Origin of the sequence: Roseococcus microcysteis, from assembly GCF_014764365.1 — a bacterium.
Taxonomy (GTDB): domain Bacteria; phylum Pseudomonadota; class Alphaproteobacteria; order Acetobacterales; family Acetobacteraceae; genus Roseococcus; species Roseococcus microcysteis.
Genome location: NZ_CP061718.1, coordinates 464279 through 485710, shown reverse-complemented (window position 1 = coordinate 485710; position 21432 = coordinate 464279). Strand labels below are relative to the sequence as shown.

23 protein-coding genes are annotated in these 21432 nt (G+C 69.2%); 20 read left to right on the top strand and 3 right to left on the bottom strand.

Annotation, left to right across the window (positions count from 1 at the left end):
* Positions 1 to 2 precede the first annotated feature (2 nt).
* Genes ICW72_RS02230 through ICW72_RS02215 form a run of 4 tightly spaced genes read left to right on the top strand, consistent with a single transcriptional unit; the run spans position 3 to position 2440 of the window.
* Positions 3 to 311 (top strand): head-tail joining protein, encoded by a 309-nt coding sequence (locus tag ICW72_RS02230; protein ID WP_191084743.1) that lies wholly within the window; start codon positions 3 to 5, stop codon positions 309 to 311.
* Between the two features lie 3 nt (positions 312 to 314).
* Positions 315 to 1037: a DUF6441 family protein gene (locus tag ICW72_RS02225; protein WP_191084742.1), complete on the top strand. Its 723-nt coding sequence runs from the start codon at positions 315 to 317 to the stop codon at positions 1035 to 1037.
* Complete coding sequence (locus ICW72_RS02220) at positions 1034 to 1462, top strand: hypothetical protein (RefSeq protein WP_191084741.1); 429 nt, start codon at positions 1034 to 1036, stop codon at positions 1460 to 1462. The genes ICW72_RS02225 and ICW72_RS02220 overlap by 4 nt, the downstream gene beginning before the upstream one ends.
* 21 nt (positions 1463 to 1483) lie before the next feature.
* Positions 1484 to 2440 carry a phage tail tube protein gene (locus ICW72_RS02215; protein WP_191084740.1) on the top strand — a complete coding sequence of 319 codons (957 nt, stop codon included), beginning with the start codon at positions 1484 to 1486 and terminating at the stop codon, positions 2438 to 2440.
* Here the strand turns inward: ICW72_RS02215 and ICW72_RS02210 are convergent.
* A complete protein-coding gene (locus ICW72_RS02210) occupies positions 2437 to 2931 on the bottom strand; it encodes a hypothetical protein (RefSeq protein ID WP_191084739.1) in 495 nt (164 codons plus the stop codon). The two genes, ICW72_RS02215 and ICW72_RS02210, sit on opposite strands and share 4 nt — an antisense overlap.
* A gap of 72 nt (positions 2932 to 3003) precedes the next feature.
* Here ICW72_RS02210 and ICW72_RS02205 point away from each other — a divergent pair.
* The 3 genes from ICW72_RS02205 to ICW72_RS02195 all read left to right on the top strand — a co-directional run bounded on the left by ICW72_RS02205 (position 3004) and on the right by ICW72_RS02195 (position 6482).
* Positions 3004 to 3845, top strand: a protein-coding gene (locus ICW72_RS02205; protein ID WP_408639218.1) for an IS5 family transposase whose coding sequence is annotated in 2 segments (ribosomal slippage) — positions 3004 to 3385 and positions 3385 to 3845 — 843 coding nt in all. Because the reading frame shifts where the segments join, the coding sequence is not laid out codon by codon here.
* Positions 3846 to 3881: 36 nt separating this feature from the next.
* A complete protein-coding gene (locus ICW72_RS02200; RefSeq protein WP_191084738.1) occupies positions 3882 to 5372 on the top strand; it encodes a macro domain-containing protein in 1491 nt (496 codons plus the stop codon).
* Between the two features lie 567 nt (positions 5373 to 5939).
* Positions 5940 to 6482, top strand: coding sequence for a hypothetical protein (locus ICW72_RS02195; RefSeq protein WP_191084737.1), 543 nt, complete (start codon positions 5940 to 5942; stop codon positions 6480 to 6482).
* Between the two features lie 125 nt (positions 6483 to 6607).
* Here the strand turns inward: ICW72_RS02195 and ICW72_RS02190 are convergent, their stop codons facing one another.
* Positions 6608 to 7042, bottom strand: coding sequence for a helix-turn-helix domain-containing protein (locus ICW72_RS02190; RefSeq protein ID WP_191084736.1), 435 nt, complete (start codon positions 7040 to 7042; stop codon positions 6608 to 6610).
* Positions 7043 to 7046: 4 nt separating this feature from the next.
* Positions 7047 to 7418: a type II toxin-antitoxin system RelE/ParE family toxin gene (locus ICW72_RS02185; protein ID WP_191086080.1), complete on the bottom strand. Its 372-nt coding sequence runs from the start codon at positions 7416 to 7418 to the stop codon at positions 7047 to 7049.
* A 538-nt stretch (positions 7419 to 7956) separates the two neighbouring features.
* Here ICW72_RS02185 and ICW72_RS02180 point away from each other — a divergent pair.
* From ICW72_RS02180 to ICW72_RS02120, 13 genes are all read left to right on the top strand, one after another.
* Entirely contained in the window at positions 7957 to 9087 is a 1131-nt protein-coding gene (locus ICW72_RS02180) for an ABC transporter ATP-binding protein (RefSeq protein ID WP_191084735.1), read from the top strand.
* Positions 9080 to 9991 carry a carbohydrate ABC transporter permease gene (locus ICW72_RS02175; protein ID WP_191084734.1) on the top strand — a complete coding sequence of 304 codons (912 nt, stop codon included), beginning with the start codon at positions 9080 to 9082 and terminating at the stop codon, positions 9989 to 9991. Before ICW72_RS02180 ends, ICW72_RS02175 begins: the two co-directional genes overlap by 8 nt.
* Entirely contained in the window at positions 9984 to 10823 is an 840-nt protein-coding gene (locus ICW72_RS02170; protein ID WP_191084733.1) for a carbohydrate ABC transporter permease, read from the top strand. The genes ICW72_RS02175 and ICW72_RS02170 overlap by 8 nt, the downstream gene beginning before the upstream one ends.
* Before the next feature lie 16 nt (positions 10824 to 10839).
* The gene (locus ICW72_RS02165; RefSeq protein ID WP_191084732.1) at positions 10840 to 12114 is read left to right on the top strand and encodes an extracellular solute-binding protein; all 1275 of its coding nucleotides are present in this window, start codon (positions 10840 to 10842) and stop codon (positions 12112 to 12114) included.
* A gap of 3 nt (positions 12115 to 12117) precedes the next feature.
* Positions 12118 to 12951, top strand: coding sequence for a metallophosphoesterase family protein (locus ICW72_RS02160; protein WP_191084731.1), 834 nt, complete (start codon positions 12118 to 12120; stop codon positions 12949 to 12951).
* Positions 12952 to 12973: 22 nt separating this feature from the next.
* On the top strand, positions 12974 to 13984 hold the full coding sequence (locus tag ICW72_RS02155) for an extracellular solute-binding protein (protein WP_191084730.1): 1011 nt from the start codon (positions 12974 to 12976) through the stop codon (positions 13982 to 13984).
* Entirely contained in the window at positions 13984 to 14775 is a 792-nt protein-coding gene (locus ICW72_RS02150; protein WP_191084729.1) for an ABC transporter permease, read from the top strand. Before ICW72_RS02155 ends, ICW72_RS02150 begins: the two co-directional genes overlap by 1 nt.
* A gap of 8 nt (positions 14776 to 14783) precedes the next feature.
* A complete protein-coding gene (locus ICW72_RS02145; protein ID WP_332308969.1) occupies positions 14784 to 15569 on the top strand; it encodes an ABC transporter permease in 786 nt (261 codons plus the stop codon).
* Positions 15566 to 16534 carry an ABC transporter ATP-binding protein gene (locus ICW72_RS02140; RefSeq protein ID WP_191084727.1) on the top strand — a complete coding sequence of 323 codons (969 nt, stop codon included), beginning with the start codon at positions 15566 to 15568 and terminating at the stop codon, positions 16532 to 16534. The genes ICW72_RS02145 and ICW72_RS02140 overlap by 4 nt, the downstream gene beginning before the upstream one ends.
* 562 nt (positions 16535 to 17096) lie before the next feature.
* Positions 17097 to 18392: a hypothetical protein gene (locus tag ICW72_RS02135; protein WP_191084726.1), complete on the top strand. Its 1296-nt coding sequence runs from the start codon at positions 17097 to 17099 to the stop codon at positions 18390 to 18392.
* 95 nt (positions 18393 to 18487) lie between these two features.
* Positions 18488 to 19936: a tetratricopeptide repeat protein gene (locus ICW72_RS02130; RefSeq protein WP_191084725.1), complete on the top strand. Its 1449-nt coding sequence runs from the start codon at positions 18488 to 18490 to the stop codon at positions 19934 to 19936.
* On the top strand, positions 19933 to 20700 hold the full coding sequence (locus tag ICW72_RS02125; RefSeq protein WP_191084724.1) for an ABC transporter ATP-binding protein: 768 nt from the start codon (positions 19933 to 19935) through the stop codon (positions 20698 to 20700). The genes ICW72_RS02130 and ICW72_RS02125 overlap by 4 nt, the downstream gene beginning before the upstream one ends.
* Complete coding sequence (locus tag ICW72_RS02120) at positions 20700 to 21401, top strand: ABC transporter permease (protein WP_191084723.1); 702 nt, start codon at positions 20700 to 20702, stop codon at positions 21399 to 21401. The genes ICW72_RS02125 and ICW72_RS02120 overlap by 1 nt, the downstream gene beginning before the upstream one ends.
* Positions 21402 to 21432: the final 31 nt, after the last annotated feature.

Below are 21432 nucleotides of genomic sequence, written 5' to 3'. Positions count from 1 at the left end.
GGATGGGCGTGTTCGACGATGCACTGGCGGTGCTCGCCGCCGACCCGAACTTGGGCGTCGAGGCGACCTACCGCGCCGCAGGTACCGGCGCGCCCGTGCCCCTCCGCGTCCTGCGCTCCAGCCCCGATCGCGTGGTGGACGCCTTCGACACGCCGATGCTGCGCGCGACCGATGTGCTGACCGTCAGCATCGCCCTGCTGGCGGCGATCGAGGCGGGCGATACCTTCGCCATCGGCGCGGACCTGCTGACGGTGGACAGCGCCGAGCGGGATGCCGCCGGCGTCGCCTGGCGCGTGCTCTGCCGGCGGTAGGCGATGCGCCTCTCCGCCATCGTCGGTGACCTCCGCAAGGCGCTCACGGAGGAGGTCCGCGCCGGTGAGCGCGCCGCCTCCCGCGCCGTGCGCGCCGAGACCGACGCGCTCAAGGGGGAGCTCCGCGGCCAGGTCACGGGCTCGCTCGGCGGCAAGGCGCGCGGCATCGCCAATGCCTGGCGCTCGCAGGTCTTCCCGCGGACCGGCGTGTCGATGCGCGCCGCCGGCCTGGTCTGGAGCAAGACCCCGCTGGTGATCGACGCCTTCGAGCGCGGGGCGCTGATCCGGCCGAAGGGCGGGGGGCGGTTCCTGGCGATCGCCACCGGCTTCAACGCGGCCCGCGGCTGGCGCGGCCGGGGCGACAAGGGGCTGCGCGTCACGCCGGCTCAGATGGTCGCCTCCGGCCAGGGCTTCCTCCGGCCGTTCCGCTCGGGGCGGGGCTTCGTCTGGTGCCTGCCGCTGCGCCAGGGCACGGCAACGGGCCGGCGCCGGCGCACCCGCCTCATCGCCGGCGGCGTCGCCGAGGTCGGCACCGCGAACCGGAAGGGCCGCGAGGCCTGGGCCCGCGGCCTACTCGAACAGGGGATGGTGCCGATGTTCCTGCTGCTGCCACAGGTGAAGCTGGCCAAGCGCCTCGACGTGCGCGGGGCATCGCTCCGCGCTCTGCGGCGCCTGCCGCGGCGCTTCGTGGCGGCCTGGAAAGCCGAAGCGGGGAGGTCCGGGTGAGTGTCCGCGAGACAGCCCTGGCCGCCCTGTCCGCACGCCTGGGTGCCGCCCTGGCCGTGCGGAACCCCGCCCCGAAGGTCCTCCGCAACGAGACCGTCCCGCAGCGCCTGCCCGCCGGTGGGCTCGTGGTGGTCCGCGACGGCGAGACGCTGGAGGAGACCCCGATCCTCTCGCCGCTCGCCTGGGCGGTCGAGCACCGCGCCGAGGTCGAGGTCGTCGCGAGCACGGGCGCGCTGCTCGACGCGCTGCTGGTCGACATCGCCGCCGCCATCGCTGGCGACCGCACCCTCGGCGGCGCGGTCGAGTGGGCGCAGCCCGGCGCGCCCTCCTTCGACGATGCCGAGGCCGAAGGCGCTGCCGCGGCGCGCGCCGCCTCCGTCCCCGTCACGCTGTCCTTCACCGTCGCCGGCTCACCGCTGGCCTGATCCCGCTCCCGGAGACGCCCCATGCCCCGTGCCATCGGCGCGAACTCGCGCCTGCTCATGATCCCCGAGGACACCTATGGCACCGCACCAGGCGGCAACTGGCGGCGCGTGCCCTTTCTCTCCTGCAACCTCGGCGCCGAGCAGCCGCTGCTGGATGCGGACGTCATCGGCCTCGGCGGCAATCGCGATCCCGCCGCGCCGTTCTTCGACACGGTCACCGTCGAGGGCGACGTCGTCGTGCCGGTGGACCTGATCAACATCGGGCATTGGCTGCGCCTGCTGCTCGGCGCGCCGACCACCACCGGCACCAACCCGAACTTCACACACACTTTCGGCTCCGGCGCGGCGACGCTGCCCTCGCAGGCGATCGAAATTGGCTACCCCGACGTGCCGAGCTACGACGTCTGCGCTGGGGTCCGTGCGGACGCGCTGGAGATCGACTTCTCGCCGACCGGGCCGGCGACGGCCACGATCAAGCTGATCGCCCAGGGCTCGACGCGCTCGGGCTCGTCCTCGGGCGGCACGCCGGTCTCGGCCGCCTACACCGCCTTCAACAAGGCGCAGGGCTCGATAAGCCGCGCTGGCTCGGCGCTGGCGCAGGTCACCGGCGCGCGCCTCGCTTACTCGAACACCGTGGAGGCGGTGCGCACCATCCGCGCCGACCGCAAGATCGAGGGCGCGGATCCCGGCATCGCGCGCGCCACCGGCCAGATCACCGCTCGCTTCGCCGATACCACGCTGCTGACGCAGGCGCAGAACGGCACGGCAGCGGAGTTCGGCTTTGCGTTCACCATCGACGCCAACCGCAGCCTCACCTTCACGCTGCATGAGGTCTACCTGGCGCTGGCGAAGACGCCGATCGACGGGCCGGCTGGCGTCGAGGCGACCTTCGAGTTCCGCGCGGCCTTCAACGCGACGGCGACGCGCATGATGACCACCGTGCTGAAGAACCAGCAGGCGGGGACGGAGTATGCTTAGCCCGCCTTCAAGCTGTCCCTGAGATATCCCGCCGCGGCCTCGTGACACTCCTCAACATACTTCAGGCCAACCGAGCGCACGATCAGGAAGCCAAGGCCCGCAGAAACCAGCATCCCAAAGACGGGAATATACTTTCCGACCTGCTGCATGATGGCGGGAGTTCCAGCTGCCTTGAGAAGAAGCAGGGCTCCTTCAGACGCCAGCAATTTGACAAGGTTCCGTGCCGCTAAGAGCCAAGCTGGCGGCGAGCCAGGAACTACGGTTGCCGCAATGATATCGAGGTTGTAAGCCGTAGCCACGCGATCAAGCATTTTTACAACATTCCCAAGATCTACCGCGACATTTAACCCAGGGATCGGATTTGCGCCGTTTGCGGCAGATATGAGGGAGTGAGTTAGGACCATACCCTCGACCGCAGATCGTTTTTTTTGCAGAAATTCTTCTGTGAATGCCTGAAAGTCGCGATAGAGAATATCTGCTTTAGAGCCCATCCGGAAAGGAATTGAATCGTCTGAATCGGATGTGATTCTCTGGTCCTACGGACGGTTCGCGGGAGCAGACGGATGGCGTGGACGGCGGAGCATCGACGTGCGGCGGATCGGCGCGGGCTGCGTTACCCCTCTGACCTGACGGATGCGGAATGGGCGCTGGTGGCGCCGCTGATCCGACCCGCGAAGCACGGAGGCAGGCCGCGCAGGGTGGATGTGCGCGAGGTGCTGAACGCGGTGTTCTATGTGCTCTCGACCGGCTGCCAGTGGAGCGCGCTGCCGAAGGACCTGCCGCCGAAGAGCACGGTGTGGGACTACTTCTCGCGCTGGGAGTGGGAAGGGACCATCGAGCGCCTGCACCACGTGCTCTTTGTCGCGGTGCGCGAGCAGGCAGGCCGTGAGGCCAGCCCTACGACGGCGATCATCGACAGCCAGACGGCAAAGGCGGCGCAAAAGGGGGCTCTACGCTTGATCCGTCCGGCTATGACGCGGGCAAGAAGATCGTCGGCCGCAAGCGTCACCTGCTGACCGATACGCTGGGCTTGCTGCTCGGTGTGGTTGTTCACCCAGCCAGCGTGCAAGACCGCGACGGCGCCGAGCCGCTGCTGCGCCAGGCGCGCAGGCTGTTCCCCTTTGTCGAGCGCATCATCGGCGATGCGGGCTATGGGGGGCCGAAGATGGCTGCTGTCGTTGCCCGCACCGGATTGTGGAAGATGGAGATCGTCCGCCGCTGCGACAGGCACAAATTCGTCGTGCTGCCGAAGCGCTGGATCGTGGAGCGCACCATCGGCTGGATCAGCCGCAACCGACGGCTGGCCCGCGATTTCGAGCGCCACTGCCGTATCGCTGCCGCCTTCGTGCGCATGGCCATGATCCGCATCATGCTTCGGCGTCTGGCCCCAAGACGCTCAGCGTGAAAGCAAACTTCCCGGATGGGCTGTAAGGCTCTTACGATGATCGAGTTCACCCGGGGAGACATGTTCACGATGGCGGCCGACGCCCGCGTGAACACTGTGAACTGCAAGGGCGTTATGGGAGCCGGGGTCGCGCTGGCGTTCAAGCAACGTTTTCCAGACATGTTTAAGGATTACCAACGAGCTTGCCGCAGTGGTGCTGTGAAGCCAGGCAAGCTTCATGTATGGCGAAATCTTTCCGGCGACTGGGTGATCAACTTCCCCACAAAGCGGGACTGGCGCGAGCAGTCGCGCTACGAAGACATAGAGGCTGGCCTCGACGCGCTCCGCGAGTACCTCAAGCCGCATGGTCCCATCACGGTCGCATTACCGGCTTTAGGCTGTGGGAACGGCGGTCTCGACTGGACACGCGTGTCATCGATGATCAAGGAAAGGCTGTCCGACATCGAGGCTCGTATCCTCGTTTTCGAACCCGCAGACTCGCACACCGCAGAAGCCAAGGCTCAAGCCGAACCGACACCTGACGAAATCCGAGCGCTGCGCAATTTGGGCTTTGAGTATGGGCCGCTGACCGCGTTGCCGTGTGCCAACGGGAAGCCTACTCGCGCCTCTTACAGAGGCGACATGCGCGCACTGTCTGGCAAGTGGATCGCCTTAATGCCAGCGAGATCACCATCTGATCGTGAGCAGGCCGCGCTGCGCGCGGTCGCGCGACAGCTTTGTCAGGCACCCGACGCCGCCACCGTCGCGCTTGTCCACGCGACTCGCGCGACAGAGCAGGTGGCAGAAGCCTTCCGGCAGGAGGGGGTGCCGGTCGTTATGATCTTGCCGTTCGGCCCGCTGACGAGACAGAAGATTTTTGACGCCGCTACGAGTAAATCCAGCTCGATGGTGACAACACTATCCCTCGCGGCTCCAAGCGAAAGCTGGAGTCGTCAACTCTTCGTCCAAGCGATGAGCTTTCTTCGTGCTAGAGCGGCCGGTGTACTTATTTCCGACCCCGATCCGGATTGGCTCAGCAGCGGGTTGGCTGCGTCGCTTGGAGAAGTGCCGGTCTTTTACATCCGCTATGAGGCGAACTCGCACATTGCCGCGCGCCTTCAAAATGCAGGCGCTCGGCCGATAGGGCGCAAAGCAGAGACAGGAGAACCGAACATCGATGCACTGCTAGCGGCGTCCAAAGCCGCGAACAACTCAGCTGGCGAGGCGACGCCAGCGGCGGAGGATGACGCGGTAACCGGCAGAGGCCAGCGGGCAGACGACGCAGCCGAGTCTCCGGGACAGCCTAGCGAACCCGGGGGCGCACCGGACTTCTACGCGCTATTCGTGCAGCGCCTGGGCGAGCTGACGGCCGGTAAGGCGATGCCGAGTGAGGAGATCGCTGCCAGCCTAGCTTTGGAGAAGGCGCAGGTTGCGGCTTGGCTCAAGCGCGGCGTCGCCGAGGGGCGGATCCAGAAACAACTCAAGCCGCCGAGGTATAAGCTTGCGATGCCCCGCTATGGCCAAGCGTCCCTGTTCGGCGCGCCTTGACCCTGGCCTCGGTGGTCTTCGGCGGCGGCCGGTCTGCGCCGCACGAGCGCCGTCTGGCTTCAGCTTTGCGCACCGGCCAGGTGGTCCGCCAAGCCGAACGGAGCCGGGGCCGCACCGGACTTCTACGCGCTATTCCTGCAGCGCCTGGGCGAGTTGACAGCGGGTACGGCGATGCCGACTGAGGAGATCGCTGCCAGCCTGGCTTTGGAGAAGGCGCAGGTTGCGGCTTGGCTGAAACGCGGAGTCGCCGAGCGGCGGATCCAGAAGCAAGTCAAGCCGACGAGGTATAAGCTTACGATGGCCGGTGATGGACAAGCGTCCCTGTTCGGCGCGCCCTGACCCTGGCCTCGGTGGTCTTCGGCGGCGGCCAGTCCGCGCCGTAGGAGCTCCGTCTGGCTTCACCTTTGCGCACCGGCCAGGTGGTCCGCCAGCGTTTCATGTTCGTCGAAGCCTGTCGCGTACTTGAATATGCTCCGCGCGAAACATCGATACCGCAGGAAGGACGCTGAAGAACGCTTTACGCGCGTCTACGACAAAGTCGAAGGGGACAGGTGCATTTATTGCGGGATGCCGAACGACGGCAAGTATGATCATCAACCACCGGTCTATGTTCTGCACAGATTCGCAGGCGGTGAACTCGTCACGAAAAGGCAGATCCGCGATCATTTCGGATCATGCAGATTGGTTCCATGCTGCACTATCTGCAATATGGGTCTGGGCGCCTATCATGGCAGCGACGATAACGACCGAAGAAGGGAAATCCTAAACTGGTTTCTTCCTGACGACAAATTCCCAGAAGACCAGACCATCCTAACGATCGGGTATAAACTCATCGAAAAGCGCCTTCAGGTCGGCCCTGAGAAGAACATCTATGTCTTTCCTGGCGTCGGTCGCGCCATCTACATTCAGTCGCTGTCTGGATTCATAGAGGGAAAATTCACGAGCCCTGCTGATTTTCCGGAATGGCTCAAGCTCACGCAGTCGGAACTGGCGATGTGGCTGCGTGAAGAGCCCAGGCGGAAATCTCAGTACTTCTTGGACATGGCCAATCTCCAAAGTTACGATCTCTTGCCCCATGCCCGGAGCGACCCTCGCGGTCAGTTCGAATAGAGCCCCGCAGCCAGCGCCGCCGAGTCCGGCGGCGATCAACTGTGCCTACGCATCCGCCGCGTCGAAAGGGTTCTGGAACCCCTCCCGGCAGCCTGCGCGCCGCTCATCAGAAGAGCCAGTCTTGGCTAGGCTTCGACGGGGACACGCCTCATTTGACGCGTGCTCTGCTGACGCGTGCTCTGCCGCTTTGGTGTCGTGGGCCCCGACGACCTAGACGGCTTGGCAACGGGCTTGGTGGGTAATTGGCCGAGCTCCGAAAAGCCAGCGAGCTTCACCGGCGGGCGGTCCTTGAACACAGCGCGCAGCTCAAGGTCGGCACCCATCGCCCGCAGATAGCCGCGCAGCGTAGAGATCATCAGATCGCTGCGCTTCTCGATACGCGACACCGCGACCTGCCCGACATCAAGCTTACGGGCGATCTGGACCTGAGTCTTCGCCATGGCCTTGCGGAGGTCCCGGATTGCGAGCTCCTGGCTCACGAGTTCCGCGGTTCGCTCGCTGACGCGCCGCTGAGCGTCGGGCGAGAGCTCCGCGATCTTCATTCCGAGTGACTTGCCCATCGCCTTACCTCGATTTCTTTGGCGGCTTCAGAGAAGCCAAGTGCTCCGCAAAGCGCTCGTCGGCGCGCCGGATGAGCGACCTGTAAAATCGCTTCTCCGACCCGCCGGACTTGTCGCCCCCCACGAGCAGGATTGCCCGCCGGTTTGGATCAAAAGCGAAAGCTACCCGCCACACACCATCGGCGGCCGCAAACCGAAGCTCCTTTATGTTCGCGTAGGCCGAGCCGTCGAGCGTATCCGCATGAGGCCGCCCGAGAGATGGACCAAACGCGGCCAGCAGCCCCGCCTGCGCCAGAAGTTCCTCCCGAACAGCCTCTGGCCATTCGTCGAATTCGGCCTCGAACCGATCGTGGAACTCGACTTCCCAGGCGGCCACCAAGATATGCCTTCAAGAGCCTAGAACCTCAAGAGCATATTTTGGGGGCGCCTTCAAGGGTACGCGAGGTCCAGCAGCATCCCAACTCATTGCGCCTGCGCGCCGGTCACGTGCTTGGTCGCAGACCTGACAGCGGCTCTCCAAGGCAACAGGTCGGCGACGGTTCGAATCCGGGTGCACTCCCTCCGCCAGCCCGTCTCGAAGACATTGATAACCCCCCGTGCGTTGGAGAACCAACTCCCCAGCGCGCTCCCCGCCTTTCCTCACTCGTATCCGACCTTGCCGATACGATGTCCTTCCCGGGGCAGGCCTTCTCCAACCGGATCTGAGCCAGACGGGCGGAATCAGGCGCCAAAGCCACCGCCGAGGCCGGCAGGCACAAAAGGTGGATGCCTTGCCGCCCGCATCGGCACAGAAGCTTCACAAGTCTGACACCCGCTTGCAGCACGGCTTCGCTAACCCCCTGCCCGAACGACATTGACGCGCCACGCCACAGGGGCCTGCGCGCCCAGGCGGTCGGGGAAGGCACAAGACGGGCATGGCAGGGATCGTCATCAGCGGCGTGCGGAAACGCTTTGGCGAGGTGCAGGCGCTGCGCGACGTCTCGATCTCGGTGGCGCCCGGCGAATTCCTGGCCCTGGTGGGCCCCTCCGGCTGCGGCAAGACCACGCTGATGCGCATCGTGGCCGGCATCGAGCGGCAGGATGCGGGCAGCGTCGTCATCGGCGGGCGCGAGGTGGGCGGGCTGCGCGCCGCCGACCGCGATGTCGCCATGGTGTTCCAATCCTACGCGCTCTACCCGCATCTCACCGTGGGGGAGAACATCGCCGTGCCGCTCACCATGCGGCGGCTGTCCACCTGGCAGCGCCTGCCGCTGATGGGGCGGTTCTGGCCAGGCGCGCGCACCGCCCGCGCCGGCATCGCCGCCGATGCGGCGGCAGCCGCCGAGGCGCTGGGGCTGGGCGCCATGCTGGGCCGCCGCCCGGCGCAGCTTTCGGGCGGGCAGCGGCAGCGCGTGGCACTTGCCAGGGCGATCGTCCGCAGCCCCAAGGCGTTCCTGATGGACGAGCCGCTGTCCAACCTCGACGCCGCGCTGCGCGTGCAGACCCGGCGCGAGATCGTGGACATCCACCGCCGCGTCGGCGCCACCACCCTCTACGTGACGCATGACCAGTCCGAGGCGCTGACCATGGCGGACCGCGTCGCCGTCATGCAGGCGGGCGAGATCCTGCAGGTGGACACGCCCGCGCGCATCTACACCGACCCCGCCGATTTGCGGGTGGCCACCTTCATCGGCTCGCCGCGCATCAACACGCTGCCGGCGGAAATCCGGGCCGACGGGCTGGTGACGGTGGCCGGCGCCGCGATGGATCTTCGCGCGGAGGGCGGCATGGGCGAGGCCACGCTGGCGCTGCGCCCCGAGGACCTCCGCCCCGACCCCGCCGGCCCCCTCTCGGTGGTGGCCGAGCATCTGGAATTCCTGGGCGAATGCACCCTGCTGCATGCGCGCCATGCGGGCCTGGGCACGCCGATCACGCTGCGCCTGCCGCCTGGTGCCACGGCCCCCGAGGGCCCCTTCCGCCTGGGCTTCGCCGCGCACCGCGCGCTGGTCTTCGGCGCCGATGGCCGCCGCCGCGCCGCAAGGGTGCTGGAAGCCGCGCATGTCTGAGGCGGTGGTACGCGCGCGCCCGTTTGTCGCGGCGCGTGGCGAGGGCTGGGCGGGCTGGATGCTCTGCCTGCCGGCCGTGCTGTCCTACCTGTTGCTGCTGCTGCTGCCCACGCTGGCGGCCGTGCTGCTGGCCTTCACCGATTATGAGCTGGGCGCGCCGGCGCTGAACTGGATCGGCCTGGGCAATTTCCAGGAATTGCTGGGCGACCGGGGCTTCCGCATCTCGCTGCGCAACACCCTCGTCTATGTGGGCATCGTGGCCCCCGTTTCCATCGCGGGCGCGCTGGGCCTCGCCCTGCTGATCGAGGCCGCCACGCGCGGCCGCGCCCTGTTCCGCGCGGTGTTCTTCCTGCCCGTGGTCTCGCTGCCCGTGGCGATGGCGACCGCCTGGCAATACCTGCTGCACCCGACCATCGGGCCGCTGAACGCGGCGCTGGCGCAGATCGGCCTCGCCGGCCCGGCCTGGCTGACCTCCTCCGACACGGTGCTGCTCAGCCTCGCCTTCATCGGCATCTGGGAAGCCATCGGCTTCAACCTGGTGCTCTTCCTGGCCGGCCTCACCGCCATCCCGCGCGAGCTGCACCAGGCGGCCGAGGTGGATGGCGTGACCTCGGCCTGGGAACGCTTCCGCCTGGTCACCTGGCCGCTGCTCGGCCCCACCACGCTGTTCGTGGTCACCATCACCATGATCCGCTCCGTGCGGGTCTTCGACAGTGTCGCGGTGCTGACCCAGGGCGGGCCGAACCGGGCGTCGGAGGTGCTGCTCTACACCATGTACACCGAAGGCTTCACCTTCTTCCGCCTGGGCTATTCGGCGGCGATCACGCTGGTGTTCCTCGTCATCGTGCTGGGGCTGATGCTGCTGCAGACCCGGGTGCTGGACAAGCGGGTGCATTATGGCTGAGCCGCGCGCGAACCCCTGGCCCGCCGTGCTGCGCTTCGCCTTCCTGGCGGCACTCGGGCTGCTCTTCCTGATGCCCTATATCTGGATGATCTCGGCCTCGCTGAAGCCGCTGGACGAGATCTTCCGCGCCTCGCTCAACCTCCTGCCGGAGACGGGCGGCACGCTGCGGAACTACGCCCGCGTCTTCGAGAACGTGCCGGTGCTGACCTATCTCTGGAACGGGGTGGTGGTCTGCGCGGGCATCCTGTTTTTCCAGCTCCTCTTCGCCGTGCCGGCCGGCTACGCGCTGGCCAAGCTGCACTTCCCGGGGCGCGACTGGCTGTTCGGCCTGGTGATGCTGGGGCTGCTCGTGCCCTACCATGTGCCGGCGCTGCCGCTCTATGTGGGCTTCTCCTGGCTCGGCCTGCTGAACACCTACACGGCGCTGATCACGCCCTCGGTCATCTCCGTCTTTGCCATCTTCCTCTTCCGGCAATTCTTCAAGGCGTTGCCGGATGAGCTGATCCACGCCGCGCGCATCGATGGGATGAACGAGCTGTCCATCGTCTGGCGCGTCATCCTGCCCAACGCCCTGCCGGCGGCCACGGCCTTCGCCATCTTCTCGGTCGTGGCGCATTGGAACGACCTGTTCTGGCCGCTGATCGTCGTGACGGGGGCGGAGCGCGCGACGCCGGCCCTTGGCGTGCTGACCTTCCGCTCGGAAGAGGCCGGCGATGATTTCGGCGCGCTGATGGCCGCCTCCGTGATCATGACGGCCCCCCTCGTCCTCGCCTTCCTCTTCGCGCAGCGGCGCTTCGTGGAAGGCATCGCGACCACCGGCCTCAAGGGCTGACAGGAGACATCACGCCATGACCCATCGCCTCACCCGCCGCGCCGCGCTGGCGCTGCCCGGATCGCTCGCCCTGCCCTCGCTGGCGCTGGGCCAGGCGCCGGTGGACATCACCGTCCACTACGCCCAGCCCTTCATCTTCAAGCCCTCCTACGACGCCATCACCGAGGCCTTCGCGCGCGTCGAGCCGAACATCCGCATCACCTACGTCACCTCGCCCGGCTATCCGGAGGGCACGCAGCACATCCTGCGCCAGGCGGCCACGAACCAGCTGCCCGACCTCTCCTTCCAGGGGCTGAACCTGCTGCGCGTCTTCGCCGAGCGCGGTATCGCGCAGGATTTGATGCCCTTCATCACGCGCGAGGGCAGCCCGCAGAGCCAGGGCTACACCGACGGGCTGCTCAGCCTCGGCCGCTTCAACAACTACCAGGCGGGGCTGGCCTATGCGGCCTCCACGGCCATCACCTTCCTCAATGCCGATCTCTGCCGCCGCGCGGGCTTCGATCCGGACAACCTGCCCACCGACTGGGACGGCCATATCCGCCTCGCCGCCGCGGTGAAGGAACGCGCGGGCGGGCCGGACGGCATGTGGTTCGCCTGGAGCGAGTGGATGTTCCAGACCCTCGTCCTCGCCCATGGCGGCGCGATGATGACGCCGGGCGAAACCGACATCGCCTTCCAGGGCGAGGAAGGGCTGCGCACCCTGCGCCTGCATGAGCGTTTCGTGCGCGAAACGCAGATGCCCGCGCTGAATTCCAACAGCGCCTCCCAGGCCTTCTCCGCCGGCCGCCTGGGCGCCTTCTACTGGACCACCGCGGTGGTGCGGAACTTCATCCAGTCCGTCGGCCAGTCCTTCGACTTCCGCACCTACCCGCTGCCCATCATCCCCGGCGTGGCCAATGGCACGCTGGCCACGGGCGGCGCGGCCGGCATGCTGACGGCGCGCGACCCCGCGAAGCGCGAGGCCGCCTGGAAGTTCCTGCGCTTCGCCACCAGCCCGCAGGGCCAGGCGCTGATGGTGATGAACAGCGGCTACGTCCCCTGCAACCAGATCGCCATTGATGATCCGCGCTGGCTGGGGGATTTCTACCGCCAGAACCCGCTCTTCCGCGCGGCGGTGACGCAGATGGGCCGCATGGCGCCCTGGTTCGCCTTCCCGGGTTCGAACGGCGTGCGCATCACCCAGGCCATGACCAACAACACCGCGCGCGTGATCGAGCTGACGGCCACGCCCGAGGTCGCGCTGGCCGACATGGCCGCCGAGGTGCGCCGCCTTCTGCCGCGGCGGAGCTGAGCCATGACGACGCGCATCCTTCAGATCAGCGACACCCATCTCTCGCCCGTCCACACCCATTTCCAGTCCAACTACGAAAGGCTGCTGGAGTGGATGAGCGAGAGCCCGCCCGACCTCGTGATCGTGACCGGCGATCTTTCGCTCGACGGCGCGGACCAGGAGGCGGATCTGCGCTTCGCCGCCGAACAGCTCGCCCGGCTGCCGGCGCCGTGGCTTGCACTGCCCGGCAATCATGATGTGGGTGACTACCCCGTGCTGGGCGGCCACCAGCCGACCGATGCCACGCGCATGGCGCGCTGGCGCGCGGTGCTGGGCGCCGACCATTTCGTGGAGGATGTGCCGGGCTGGCGCCTCATCGGGTTGAACACCCAGACCATGGGCTCCGGCCTGCCGGAGGAGGCGGCGCAGGAGGCGGCGCTCCATGCGGCGGTGGCCGGGGCAGCGGGGCGCGCCACGGCGCTGTTCCTGCACAAGCCACTCTGCCAGCACCGGCTGGACGACACGGTGGTGGATTACTGGCCCGTGCTGCAACCCGCGCGCACCGCGCTGGTGGCCGCCTTCGGCGCCACGCCGCCGCGCTTCGTGGCCTCAGGACACATCCACCAATGGCGTGACCACGCGCCGGACGGGCTGCGGCAGATCTGGGCGCCGCCCCTTTCCTTCATCGTGGGCGAGGACCGCCAGCCCAGCATCGGCAGCAAGCTGATCGGCCTGGTGGAACACCTGCTGCACGAGGACGGCACGCATGACAGCCGCCTGCTGCTGCCCGAGCGGCTGGCGCTGAACGACCTTTCGCGCCTGCCGCATCTCTACGCCCGGCCCGTGGCCGCGGCCTGAAACCCTTTCCGGAGACACATCCATGAACCGCCGCCAGATCCTGCTGTCCGGCCTCGCCGCCGGGCTGCCCCTCGCCTCGCCCGCCCTGGCCCAGGCCGCGCGCGCCGTGTGCTACAACTGCCCGCCCGAATGGGCCGACTGGGGTGGCATGCTGCGCCTGCTGCAATCGCGCCTCGGCCTGACCGTGCCGCCCGACAACAAGAATTCCGGCCAGTCGCTGGCCGCGCTGCTGGCCGAGCGCGCGCGCCCCGTGGCCGACGTGGTCTATCTGGGCGGCCAGGTGGGCCCCCAGGCGCGCGAAGCCGGCGTGCTGGCCCCCTACAAGCCCGAGCGTTTCGACCGCATCCCCGAGGGCCTCAAGGACGAGGATGGCTACTGGTTCACCATCCATTCCGGCACGCTCGGCCTCTTCGTGAACACGCGCGCGCTGGGCAACAAGCCCGTGCCGCAAAGCTGGCGTGACCTGCTGAACCCCACCTATCGCGGCATGGTGGGCTACCTGAACCCGACCTCGGCCGCGGTGGGCCAGGTGGGCGTGGTGGCGGTGAACCTGGCACTCGGCGGCAGCTACGACAATTTCGACCCGGCGATGGATTTCTTCCGCCGCCTGCGCGCCAACCAGCCCATCGTGCCCATGCAGACGGCCTATGCGCGCGTGCTCTCGGGCGAAATCCCCATCCTGCTCGACTACGACTTCAACGCCTATCGCGCGCAATACAGCGACGGCGCGCCCACGCGCTTCGTCATACCCACCGAGGGCACGCAGACCCTGCCCTATGTCATGGGCCTGGTGGCCAACGGCCCCAACCCCGACAACGGCAAGCGCATGCTGGACTTCCTGCTGTCGGACGAGGGCCAGCGCCACTGGGCCGGCGCCTTCCTGCGCCCGGTCTTCCCGGAGCTGATGCCCGAGCAGGCCGCCGCCCGCTTCCTGCCGGCGGAGGACTACGCCCGCGCCACGCCGCTCGACGTGCGGCGCTTGGCGGGCGCGGTGCGGATGCTGGCCGACCGCTACCAGCGCGAGGTGGGCTGATGCCGGACCGCCTGCGCGCGGCGCTGCTGCTCGCGCCCGCGCTGGCGGTGTTCGGCGCCTTCTTCCTCATCCCGCTCGCGCAGCTCGCCATCGCGGGCGGCGCGGGCGGCTACACCACCATCCTGACCGAGCCGCGCTACCTGCGCAGCCTGGGCGTGACCCTGCTGGTGGCGGCGCTGACCACCGTCATCACGCTGGGCATCGCCACCGCCGTGGGGCTGTTCCTCGCGCGCAACCGCTTCCCGGGGCGCGGCACGCTGCTGGCTTTGATGACGCTGCCGCTCGCCTTTCCCGGCGTGGTGGTGGGCTATCTGGTCATCATGCTGGCGGGGCGGCAGGGGCTGGTGGCCGAGATCTCGATGGCGCTGGGCGGCGAGCGCATCGTCTTCGCCTATTCCATGGCCGGGCTGCTGCTGGGCTATGTCTACTTCTCCATCCCGCGCACGCTGCTGACGGTGATCGCGGCCGCCGAGAAGCTGGACCCCAGGCTGGAGGAGGCGGCGCGTTCGCTCGGCGCCTCGCCCTTCGGCGTGCTGCGGGACGTGCTGCTGCCGGGCCTGGCGCCGGCGCTGACGGCGGCCGGCGCCATCTGCTTCGCCACGGCGACCGGCGCCTTCGGCACGGCCTTCGCGCTGGCCTCGCGCATCGATGTGCTGCCAATGGTGATCTACACGGAGTTCACGCTTCAGGCGAACCTGGCGGTGGCGGCGGCGCTGTCCTTCCTGCTGGGGCTGGCCACCTGGGCGGTGCTGGCGCTGGCGCGCGGTGCCAGCGGGGGTGCGGCCGGATGAGGCGCGGCTTGGGCTTCTGGACCGGGCTCGGCTTCACGCTGTTGATCTCGGCCTTCCTCATCCTGCCGGTGCTGGTCTCGGTGCTGGCGGGCGTCACGGCCAACCAGTTCGAGGGCCTGTCCAGCGGCCTCACCACCCGCTGGCTGCGCGAGGTCTGGGCCAATTACGGCGGCACCGTCCTGCTCTCCCTGCAGATCGCCCTCGCCACCCTCGTCATCACGCTGCTGGTGGGCGTGCCGGCCGCCTATGTGCTGGCACGCCACGCGGGGCTGACGGCGCGGCTGGTGGAGGAGGCGCTGGTCATGCCCGTGGCCGTGCCAGGCATCGCCACCGCGCTGGGGCTGATCCTGGCTTATGGCGCGGTGGGAGACCTGCGCGCCTCCTGGCTGTTCATCCTGGTGGGCCATGTCGTCTTCTGCCTGCCCTTCATGGTGCGGGCCGTGCTGGCCGTGCTGCTCTCCATGGATCTGAAGGGGCTGGAGGAGGCGGCGCGCGCCTGCGGCGCCTCCTGGCCGCAGCGCTTCCTGGGCGTGATCCTGCCCAACATCGCGGGCGGGATGCTGGCGGGCAGCCTGATGGTGGTCACTCTCTCGCTTGGCGAATTCAACATGACGCTGCTGCTGCACACCCCCTTCACCCGCACCCTGCCGGTGGGCTTGGCCGACGCCTACACCGCGCTGCGCACCGAGATGGCCTCGGCCTACACGCTCATCTTCTTCGTGCTGATCGTGCCGCTGCTGAGTGCCATGCAATGGGCCGCGGGCCGCGCCGACCGCGTGGGCGCGGTGCGATGAGCGTCGCGATCACGCTGCGCGGCTGCGGCAAGACCTGGACGGGCGGGGCGGTGGCGCTGCACCCGCTGGACCTCGACATCGCGGCGGGCGAGACGCTGGTGCTGCTGGGCCCCTCCGGCTGCGGCAAGACCACGCTGCTGCGCCTCATCGCGGGGCTGGAGGCGCCCGACCCTGGCGGCCAGGTGCTCTTCGATGGCGAGGACGTGACTCGCCTGCCCATCGAGCGCCGCAATGTCGGCATGGTGTTCCAGTCCTACGCGCTGTTCCCCAACATGGATGTGGCCGGGAACATCGGCTACGGGCTGCGCGTGCGCGGGGTGCCGCGCGCCGAGGCCGCGCGCCGCGTGGACGAGATGCTGGAGATGACGCGCCTCAGCGAATTCGCGCGGCGGCGCGTGGATGCGCTCTCCGGTGGGCAGCGCCAGCGCGTGGCGCTGGCGCGGGCCATCGCGCCCCGCCCGCGGGTGCTGCTGCTGGACGAACCGCTCTCGGCACTCGACGCGCGGCTGCGTGAGGAGCTGCGGCAGGAGATTGACGCGCTGCTGCGAAGCTTGGGCATCACCGCCATCTACGTCACCCATGACCAGGCCGAGGCGATGGCGCTCAGCGACCGCATCTGCGCGATGGAGCGCGGGCGCATCGCGCAGATCGGCACGGGGCGCGACCTGTATCATCGCCCGGCCAACGACTTCGTGGCGGGCTTCGTGGGCGACACCAACCGCCTGGTCCTGGCGGGCGAGGAAAGGCTGGTGCGGCCCGAGCAATTGACGCTGCACCCCTCGCCATGCGGCGAATGGACGGTGCTGCGCGCGACCTTCCTCGGCCCCTTCGTGCGGGTGCGGCTGCGCGATGCCGGGGGCCGCGAGGTGCTGGTGGACATGCCCGAGGCAGGGCCGCTCAGCCCCGGCACACGAATGGACCTCCATGTGCGGGAGCCGATGCCCGAGGCCTTGCCGCCGCCGTGACAGGGCGGGATGCGGCGGGATGGTCCTGGAAGCCCCTTCCCTGACGGTGATCCTGCGGACCTTGGTCTCTCCAGGCACGATGTGTTGAAGGTGCCGCAAACCCTGCGTGCAAGCCCGCTTCAGAACGCGTAGCCGCCCCAGTCCAGCTCCTCGCGGAACCGCGCCTCGACAAGTTTCCGCAACGCGGCATCGTAGCAGGTCCGGTAGGGCGCATGGTCGCCGCGGTTGCGGTGCGGCAGCTCCCCTGGCGGCCAGGGCCCGCTTGTAGTCCGCGAGGCGGGAGTGCTTGCGCGTGCCGAACCCGTCATTCCGCACGTCGAAACGCTCGGTCCCGTCCTGCGAGCCGGTGACGCTCTTGCTGTCCTCGGAACAGGGCAGCAATATCTCTGATATCGAATTGCCGCCCGACTTGCCACGATGGATGAACAGGAAGGCGTGGCGGATCGAGATCATAAGTTGGAACGACTAGCAGTTCGGGTTACGCCTCATCCAGGAAGGCCCCGCTGAACAGGGCGCGGGCCTGCAGGGAGAGGCATCACCGCGCATACCCACCGGGGCCTCCATGTTGGCTGCACGCAAGATCTTCCACCTGCACATCTCGAAATGCGGCGGCACGGCGCTGAACGCCGCGCTGGATTCCGAAACCCATGCCGAGCGCGCGCGGCCGCCCGCCGAGTTCGGGCAGCGCCTGCGCGACCGCGGCATCGCCCACACCGACATCGCCGCCCTGCAGGACCCTGCCCTGCGCGCCATCATCGCGGAGGCCGCCCTCGAAAGCATCGCCTGGTTCGACGTGCTGCACGGCCATGTGGACATCGCCCCCTGGCTGGACGCGGACGACCATGTCTTCACGGTGCTCCGCCGGCCCGACCGTCGCGCCCTGTCGCAATTCCAGGATTATCGCCGGCTGGCGCCGCACGACTACGCCCACAAGCCCGACGACTGGCGCCGGATGCACGAGGCCTGCCGGGAGCTGGCCGACTTCGCCCAGCTGCGCGCCGCCTTCGGCGACGCCCTGCCCTTCCGCAGCATGTTCGAGGACCACCAGTGCCGCGCCCTGACGCAGCACAGTGTCAGCGCGGAGGCCTTCGCCGCCATGCCGCCGGAAGAGCGCGCCGCGCAGGCCTGGCGCACATTGCAATCCTATGGCGCCCGCATCGGCGTGCTGGAGGAGGTGGACCGGCTGCGCGGCGAGCTGGCGCGCGACATGGGCTGGTGTCCCCCCGCCCCGCTGGAGGTTCGCAACCGGACGGCGCCGGAGCGACATGGCGAGGCCGCGCTCGCCGCCGCCGCCGCGATCACGGCCGGTGACCGCATCCTGCACGAGCGCGCCGTGGCGGCGCTGCGCGACACCCGCGCCGCCGACTACACCCTCGCGGAGTTCGAGGCCGAGTTCGTCGCCGCCCGCCTGACCGCGCTGGCGCCGATGCGGATCGGCGCGGAGCATGTCTTCGACATGAACATGCCGCTGGTCGGCCGGGGCCTCCATGGCCGCGACGCCGCCGGCACCCGCGAATGCTGCCGTTGGGTGGGTGCCGACCGCGACGCCCTGATCTACCTGCCGGTGCCCGGGCCCGGCGCGCGGCTGACCCTGCGCCTCTACAACAAGGGCTGGGTGGACCCTGCCCTGCGCGACCGGCTGACGGTGACGGTGGACGGCGTGCCGGTGCGGAGCTGGTCCGAACCGCGGCGCGAGGTGGCCGAGGCGATCTGCTTCCGCGCGGTCTCCCGGCGGGGCTGGATGCGCGTGGGCCTGCATGGCGAGCAGGCGCTGACGGACACCGAGGCCGGGCGCCCCAGCGACGATGGCCGCCCCAAGATCTTCAACCTCTGGCGCTACAGCTACCAGGCCGACTGACGTCGAGGCCGCCCAACCGCCCGCTTCGACAACATCCCTGGCGAAAAGCTTCGGCATTCTTCAACTCTAAATAGTTTTTTGCCATGCTTCCTCCCATGGCAGCGATGGCGGGCGAAAACGGGGAGGCGGGGCAGCGGCCGCAATACGGCTCCGCGGCCGCGACACCGCGGGATGAGCGCGCCTGCCTCCTGGCCAGGGCGCGGCAGGCGCAGGATGGCGGCGATCATGCGGCGGCGCTGCCCATGTGGGATGAGGCGCTGCACCGCTGGCCGGAACATGCCGGCCGCGACGAGACCCTCGCCTTCGCCCGCGCCCTGTTCGCCTTCAACCGTCCGCGCCGGCCCGAGGATGCGCTCGTTCCGCCGCACGCCGCCGCGGCCCTGACCCGGCTGCACGCGCGCTGGCCGGAGGAGCCTCTGGGCTGGATCGGGCTGGCCAAGCTCGCCGAGTGGCGCCACGCCTGGCCGGAGGCCCGGGCGCACTGGCAGGCGGTCCTCGACCGCTTCGACGCCGTGGCGGAACCTGACTGGTACGAACAGGCCATGAACGCGGCCTGGATGAACCATGATGGGGCCGGCTTCAAGGCGCTGCGTGTCATCCTGCGCCGCCGCTGGCCCGGCCACGAGACCTGGTGGGACCGCTACGCCTCCGGCGGCCGCGCCATCGCCATGAGCGGCGCCGAGCCCCGCCATGGGCCGAGCCTCAGGGACGTGGAGGACCTGCTCCGCTTCGCCACCCCCGCCGAGGCCAGGCGGGTCCTGGAAACGCTCTCCCCGCTCGACCAAGGGAGCGCGACCGGCCGCGCCTGCGCCCAGATCATCCGCACCGTCGAGCGCAGCGGGCTGATGGAGGATCTCGCGGCCGGCGGCGCCGACCTCGCGCGGCCCGCCACCAGCTTCGTCTGGCGCAATTCGGCCGGCGCGGACCGGGCGCTGATCGTCTTCGCGGGCGGTGGCCGGGGCTTCTGGCCGCTGGTGGACGAGCTGCACCGCGTGTTGCGCGGCTGCGGCGCGCACCTGATCTATCTGCGCGACCTGGGTGGCAGCTTCTACTTGGCGGGCGACCCGGATCTCGGCATCGCGGACTATGGTGGCGTGCTCGACCTGCTGCGGGCGCAGGCGGCCGGGCTGGGTGCGGCGCGCCTCGCCTGCCTCGGCAATTCCGCCGGCGGCTATGCGGCGCTGCGCTATGCGCTCGACCTGGGGGCCGAGGCGGCGCTCGCCTTCAGCCTGCTCACCAATCCGCAAACGCGCCACGACCCGCAGGTCTCGCCGGCCCTGCGGGCCATCGCCCAGCGCAACCCGGGCCTCGTCCTCGACCTGGCGCAGGCCTATGCCGCCGTGGCGCATCCCCCGCGCGCCATCCTGTGCTTCGGCGAGGGCCATGAGGCGGATCGCGGGGAGGCCGAACGGATGCGGGGCATCCCCGGCGTGCGGCTGGTGCCGGCCGAGGGGCTGGCCGAGCATGGCGCGCTCCGCTGGTTCCTGCGCCGGGGCGAGGTGCCGGGCCTGGTCGCCTCCCTGTTCCAGGCGCCACCGGCGTGAGGATCACGCTGCAAGGCATCGGGCTGGACTATCCCGGGCCGCATGGCCCCCTGCGCGCCGTGGACGGGCTGGACCTGGAGGTGGCGCCCGGGGAGTTCCTGGGCCTGATCGGCCCCAGCGGCTGCGGCAAGTCCTCGGTTCTGGCCATGCTGGCCGGGCTGCGAACGCCCAGCGCCGGCCGCATCCTCTTTCCCGGCTGGGCCGGCCCCCGCCCGCCCCGCCGCCTGATGGCCTTCCAGGAGCATGGGCTGCTGCCCTGGCTGAGCGTGCTGGACAATGTCGCCTTCGGCCTGGAGGCGCAGGGCATGCCGCGCGCCGCGCGTGAGGCCCGCGCCCATGCCATGCTGCGCCGCCTGGGGCTGGAAGGCTTCGCCGCCTCGCGCCCGGACCAGCTCTCGGGCGGCATGCGCCAGCGCGCGGCGCTGGCCCGCCTCTTCGTCGCCGAGGCCGAGGCGATGCTGCTGGACGAGCCCTTCTCCGCCCTCGACGCGCAGACCCGCGTGGTGCTGCAACAGGAGCTGCTGGACCTTTGGTCCGGCACCGGTCGCAGCGTGGTCTATGTCACCCATGACATCGAGGAGGCGCTGCTGCTCTGCGACCGCGTGGTGGTGCTCTCGGCGCGGCCGGGGCGGGTGATCGCGGACATCCCGGTGCCCTTCCCGCGCCCACGACGCATCATGGGCCCGCCGCCGCCTGAGGTGGCCGCCCTGCGCTGGCGGATCTGGGACATGCTGGCGCCCGCCATCATGCCGCCGGCGGCCTGATGCCGCATCTGCTCGCCCTCCTCCTCGCCGCCGCGGCCTGGGAGGGCGCCGCGCGGGCGGGCTGGGTGACCACGCTGCTCTTCCCGCCGCCCACCACCATCCTCGCCTGGCTGCTGGACAGCCTGCGCAGCGGCGAGATGGCCGAATCCCTGGCGGCGAGCGGGCAGCGCCTGGCCATGGGCTTCGGCCTGGGGGCCGGGCTGGGCACGCTGGCCGGGCTCGCGATGGGCCTGCTGCCGCGCCTGCACCGCGCCTTCGATCCCGTGATCGCCGCCCTGCACCCCATGCCCAAGGTGGCGCTGCTGCCGCTCTTCCTCGTGCTGTTCGGCTTCAGCGAGACGGCGCGGATGGTGCCGGTGGCGCTGGTCGCCTTCTTCCCCGCGGCCATCGCCGCCGCCGTCGCCGTCCGCGCCATTGACCCGCTGCTGTGGAATGTCGCGCGCAACTATGGCGCGCCGCCCCTGATGGTGCTGCGCCGCCTGGTGCTGCCGGGTGCCTGGCCGGTGCTGCGGGCGGGGCTCAGGCTCTCGCTCAACGCCGCGATCGTGGTGCTGATCTCGGTCGAGATGCTGAGCGGCCATGACGGGCTGGGCGCCGCGGTCTGGCAGTCCTGGCAGACCATGCGGGTGGAACAGCTCTACGGCACGCTGCTGGTGCTGGCCATGCTCGGCCTTGTCTTCAACCGCTGTCTCGGCCGCTGACCCGATGTGGCCGGCCGCCTTTCCGAAGGAT

Coding starts and splice junctions, on each gene's coding strand:
- ICW72_RS02230 (WP_191084743.1), top strand. CDS start 3: ATGGGCGTGTTCGACGATGCACTGGCGGTGCTCGCCGCCGACCCGAAC.
- ICW72_RS02225 (WP_191084742.1), top strand. CDS start 315: ATGCGCCTCTCCGCCATCGTCGGTGACCTCCGCAAGGCGCTCACGGAG.
- ICW72_RS02215 (WP_191084740.1), top strand. CDS start 1,484: ATGCCCCGTGCCATCGGCGCGAACTCGCGCCTGCTCATGATCCCCGAG.
- ICW72_RS02210 (WP_191084739.1), bottom strand. CDS start 2,931: ATGGGCTCTAAAGCAGATATTCTCTATCGCGACTTTCAGGCATTCACA.
- ICW72_RS02200 (WP_191084738.1), top strand. CDS start 3,882: ATGATCGAGTTCACCCGGGGAGACATGTTCACGATGGCGGCCGACGCC.
- ICW72_RS02195 (WP_191084737.1), top strand. CDS start 5,940: ATGCCGAACGACGGCAAGTATGATCATCAACCACCGGTCTATGTTCTG.
- ICW72_RS02190 (WP_191084736.1), bottom strand. CDS start 7,042: ATGGGCAAGTCACTCGGAATGAAGATCGCGGAGCTCTCGCCCGACGCT.
- ICW72_RS02180 (WP_191084735.1), top strand. CDS start 7,957: ATGGCAGGGATCGTCATCAGCGGCGTGCGGAAACGCTTTGGCGAGGTG.
- ICW72_RS02175 (WP_191084734.1), top strand. CDS start 9,080: ATGTCTGAGGCGGTGGTACGCGCGCGCCCGTTTGTCGCGGCGCGTGGC.
- ICW72_RS02170 (WP_191084733.1), top strand. CDS start 9,984: ATGGCTGAGCCGCGCGCGAACCCCTGGCCCGCCGTGCTGCGCTTCGCC.
- ICW72_RS02165 (WP_191084732.1), top strand. CDS start 10,840: ATGACCCATCGCCTCACCCGCCGCGCCGCGCTGGCGCTGCCCGGATCG.
- ICW72_RS02160 (WP_191084731.1), top strand. CDS start 12,118: ATGACGACGCGCATCCTTCAGATCAGCGACACCCATCTCTCGCCCGTC.
- ICW72_RS02155 (WP_191084730.1), top strand. CDS start 12,974: ATGAACCGCCGCCAGATCCTGCTGTCCGGCCTCGCCGCCGGGCTGCCC.
- ICW72_RS02150 (WP_191084729.1), top strand. CDS start 13,984: ATGCCGGACCGCCTGCGCGCGGCGCTGCTGCTCGCGCCCGCGCTGGCG.
- ICW72_RS02140 (WP_191084727.1), top strand. CDS start 15,566: ATGAGCGTCGCGATCACGCTGCGCGGCTGCGGCAAGACCTGGACGGGC.
- ICW72_RS02135 (WP_191084726.1), top strand. CDS start 17,097: ATGTTGGCTGCACGCAAGATCTTCCACCTGCACATCTCGAAATGCGGC.
- ICW72_RS02130 (WP_191084725.1), top strand. CDS start 18,488: ATGGCAGCGATGGCGGGCGAAAACGGGGAGGCGGGGCAGCGGCCGCAA.
- ICW72_RS02120 (WP_191084723.1), top strand. CDS start 20,700: ATGCCGCATCTGCTCGCCCTCCTCCTCGCCGCCGCGGCCTGGGAGGGC.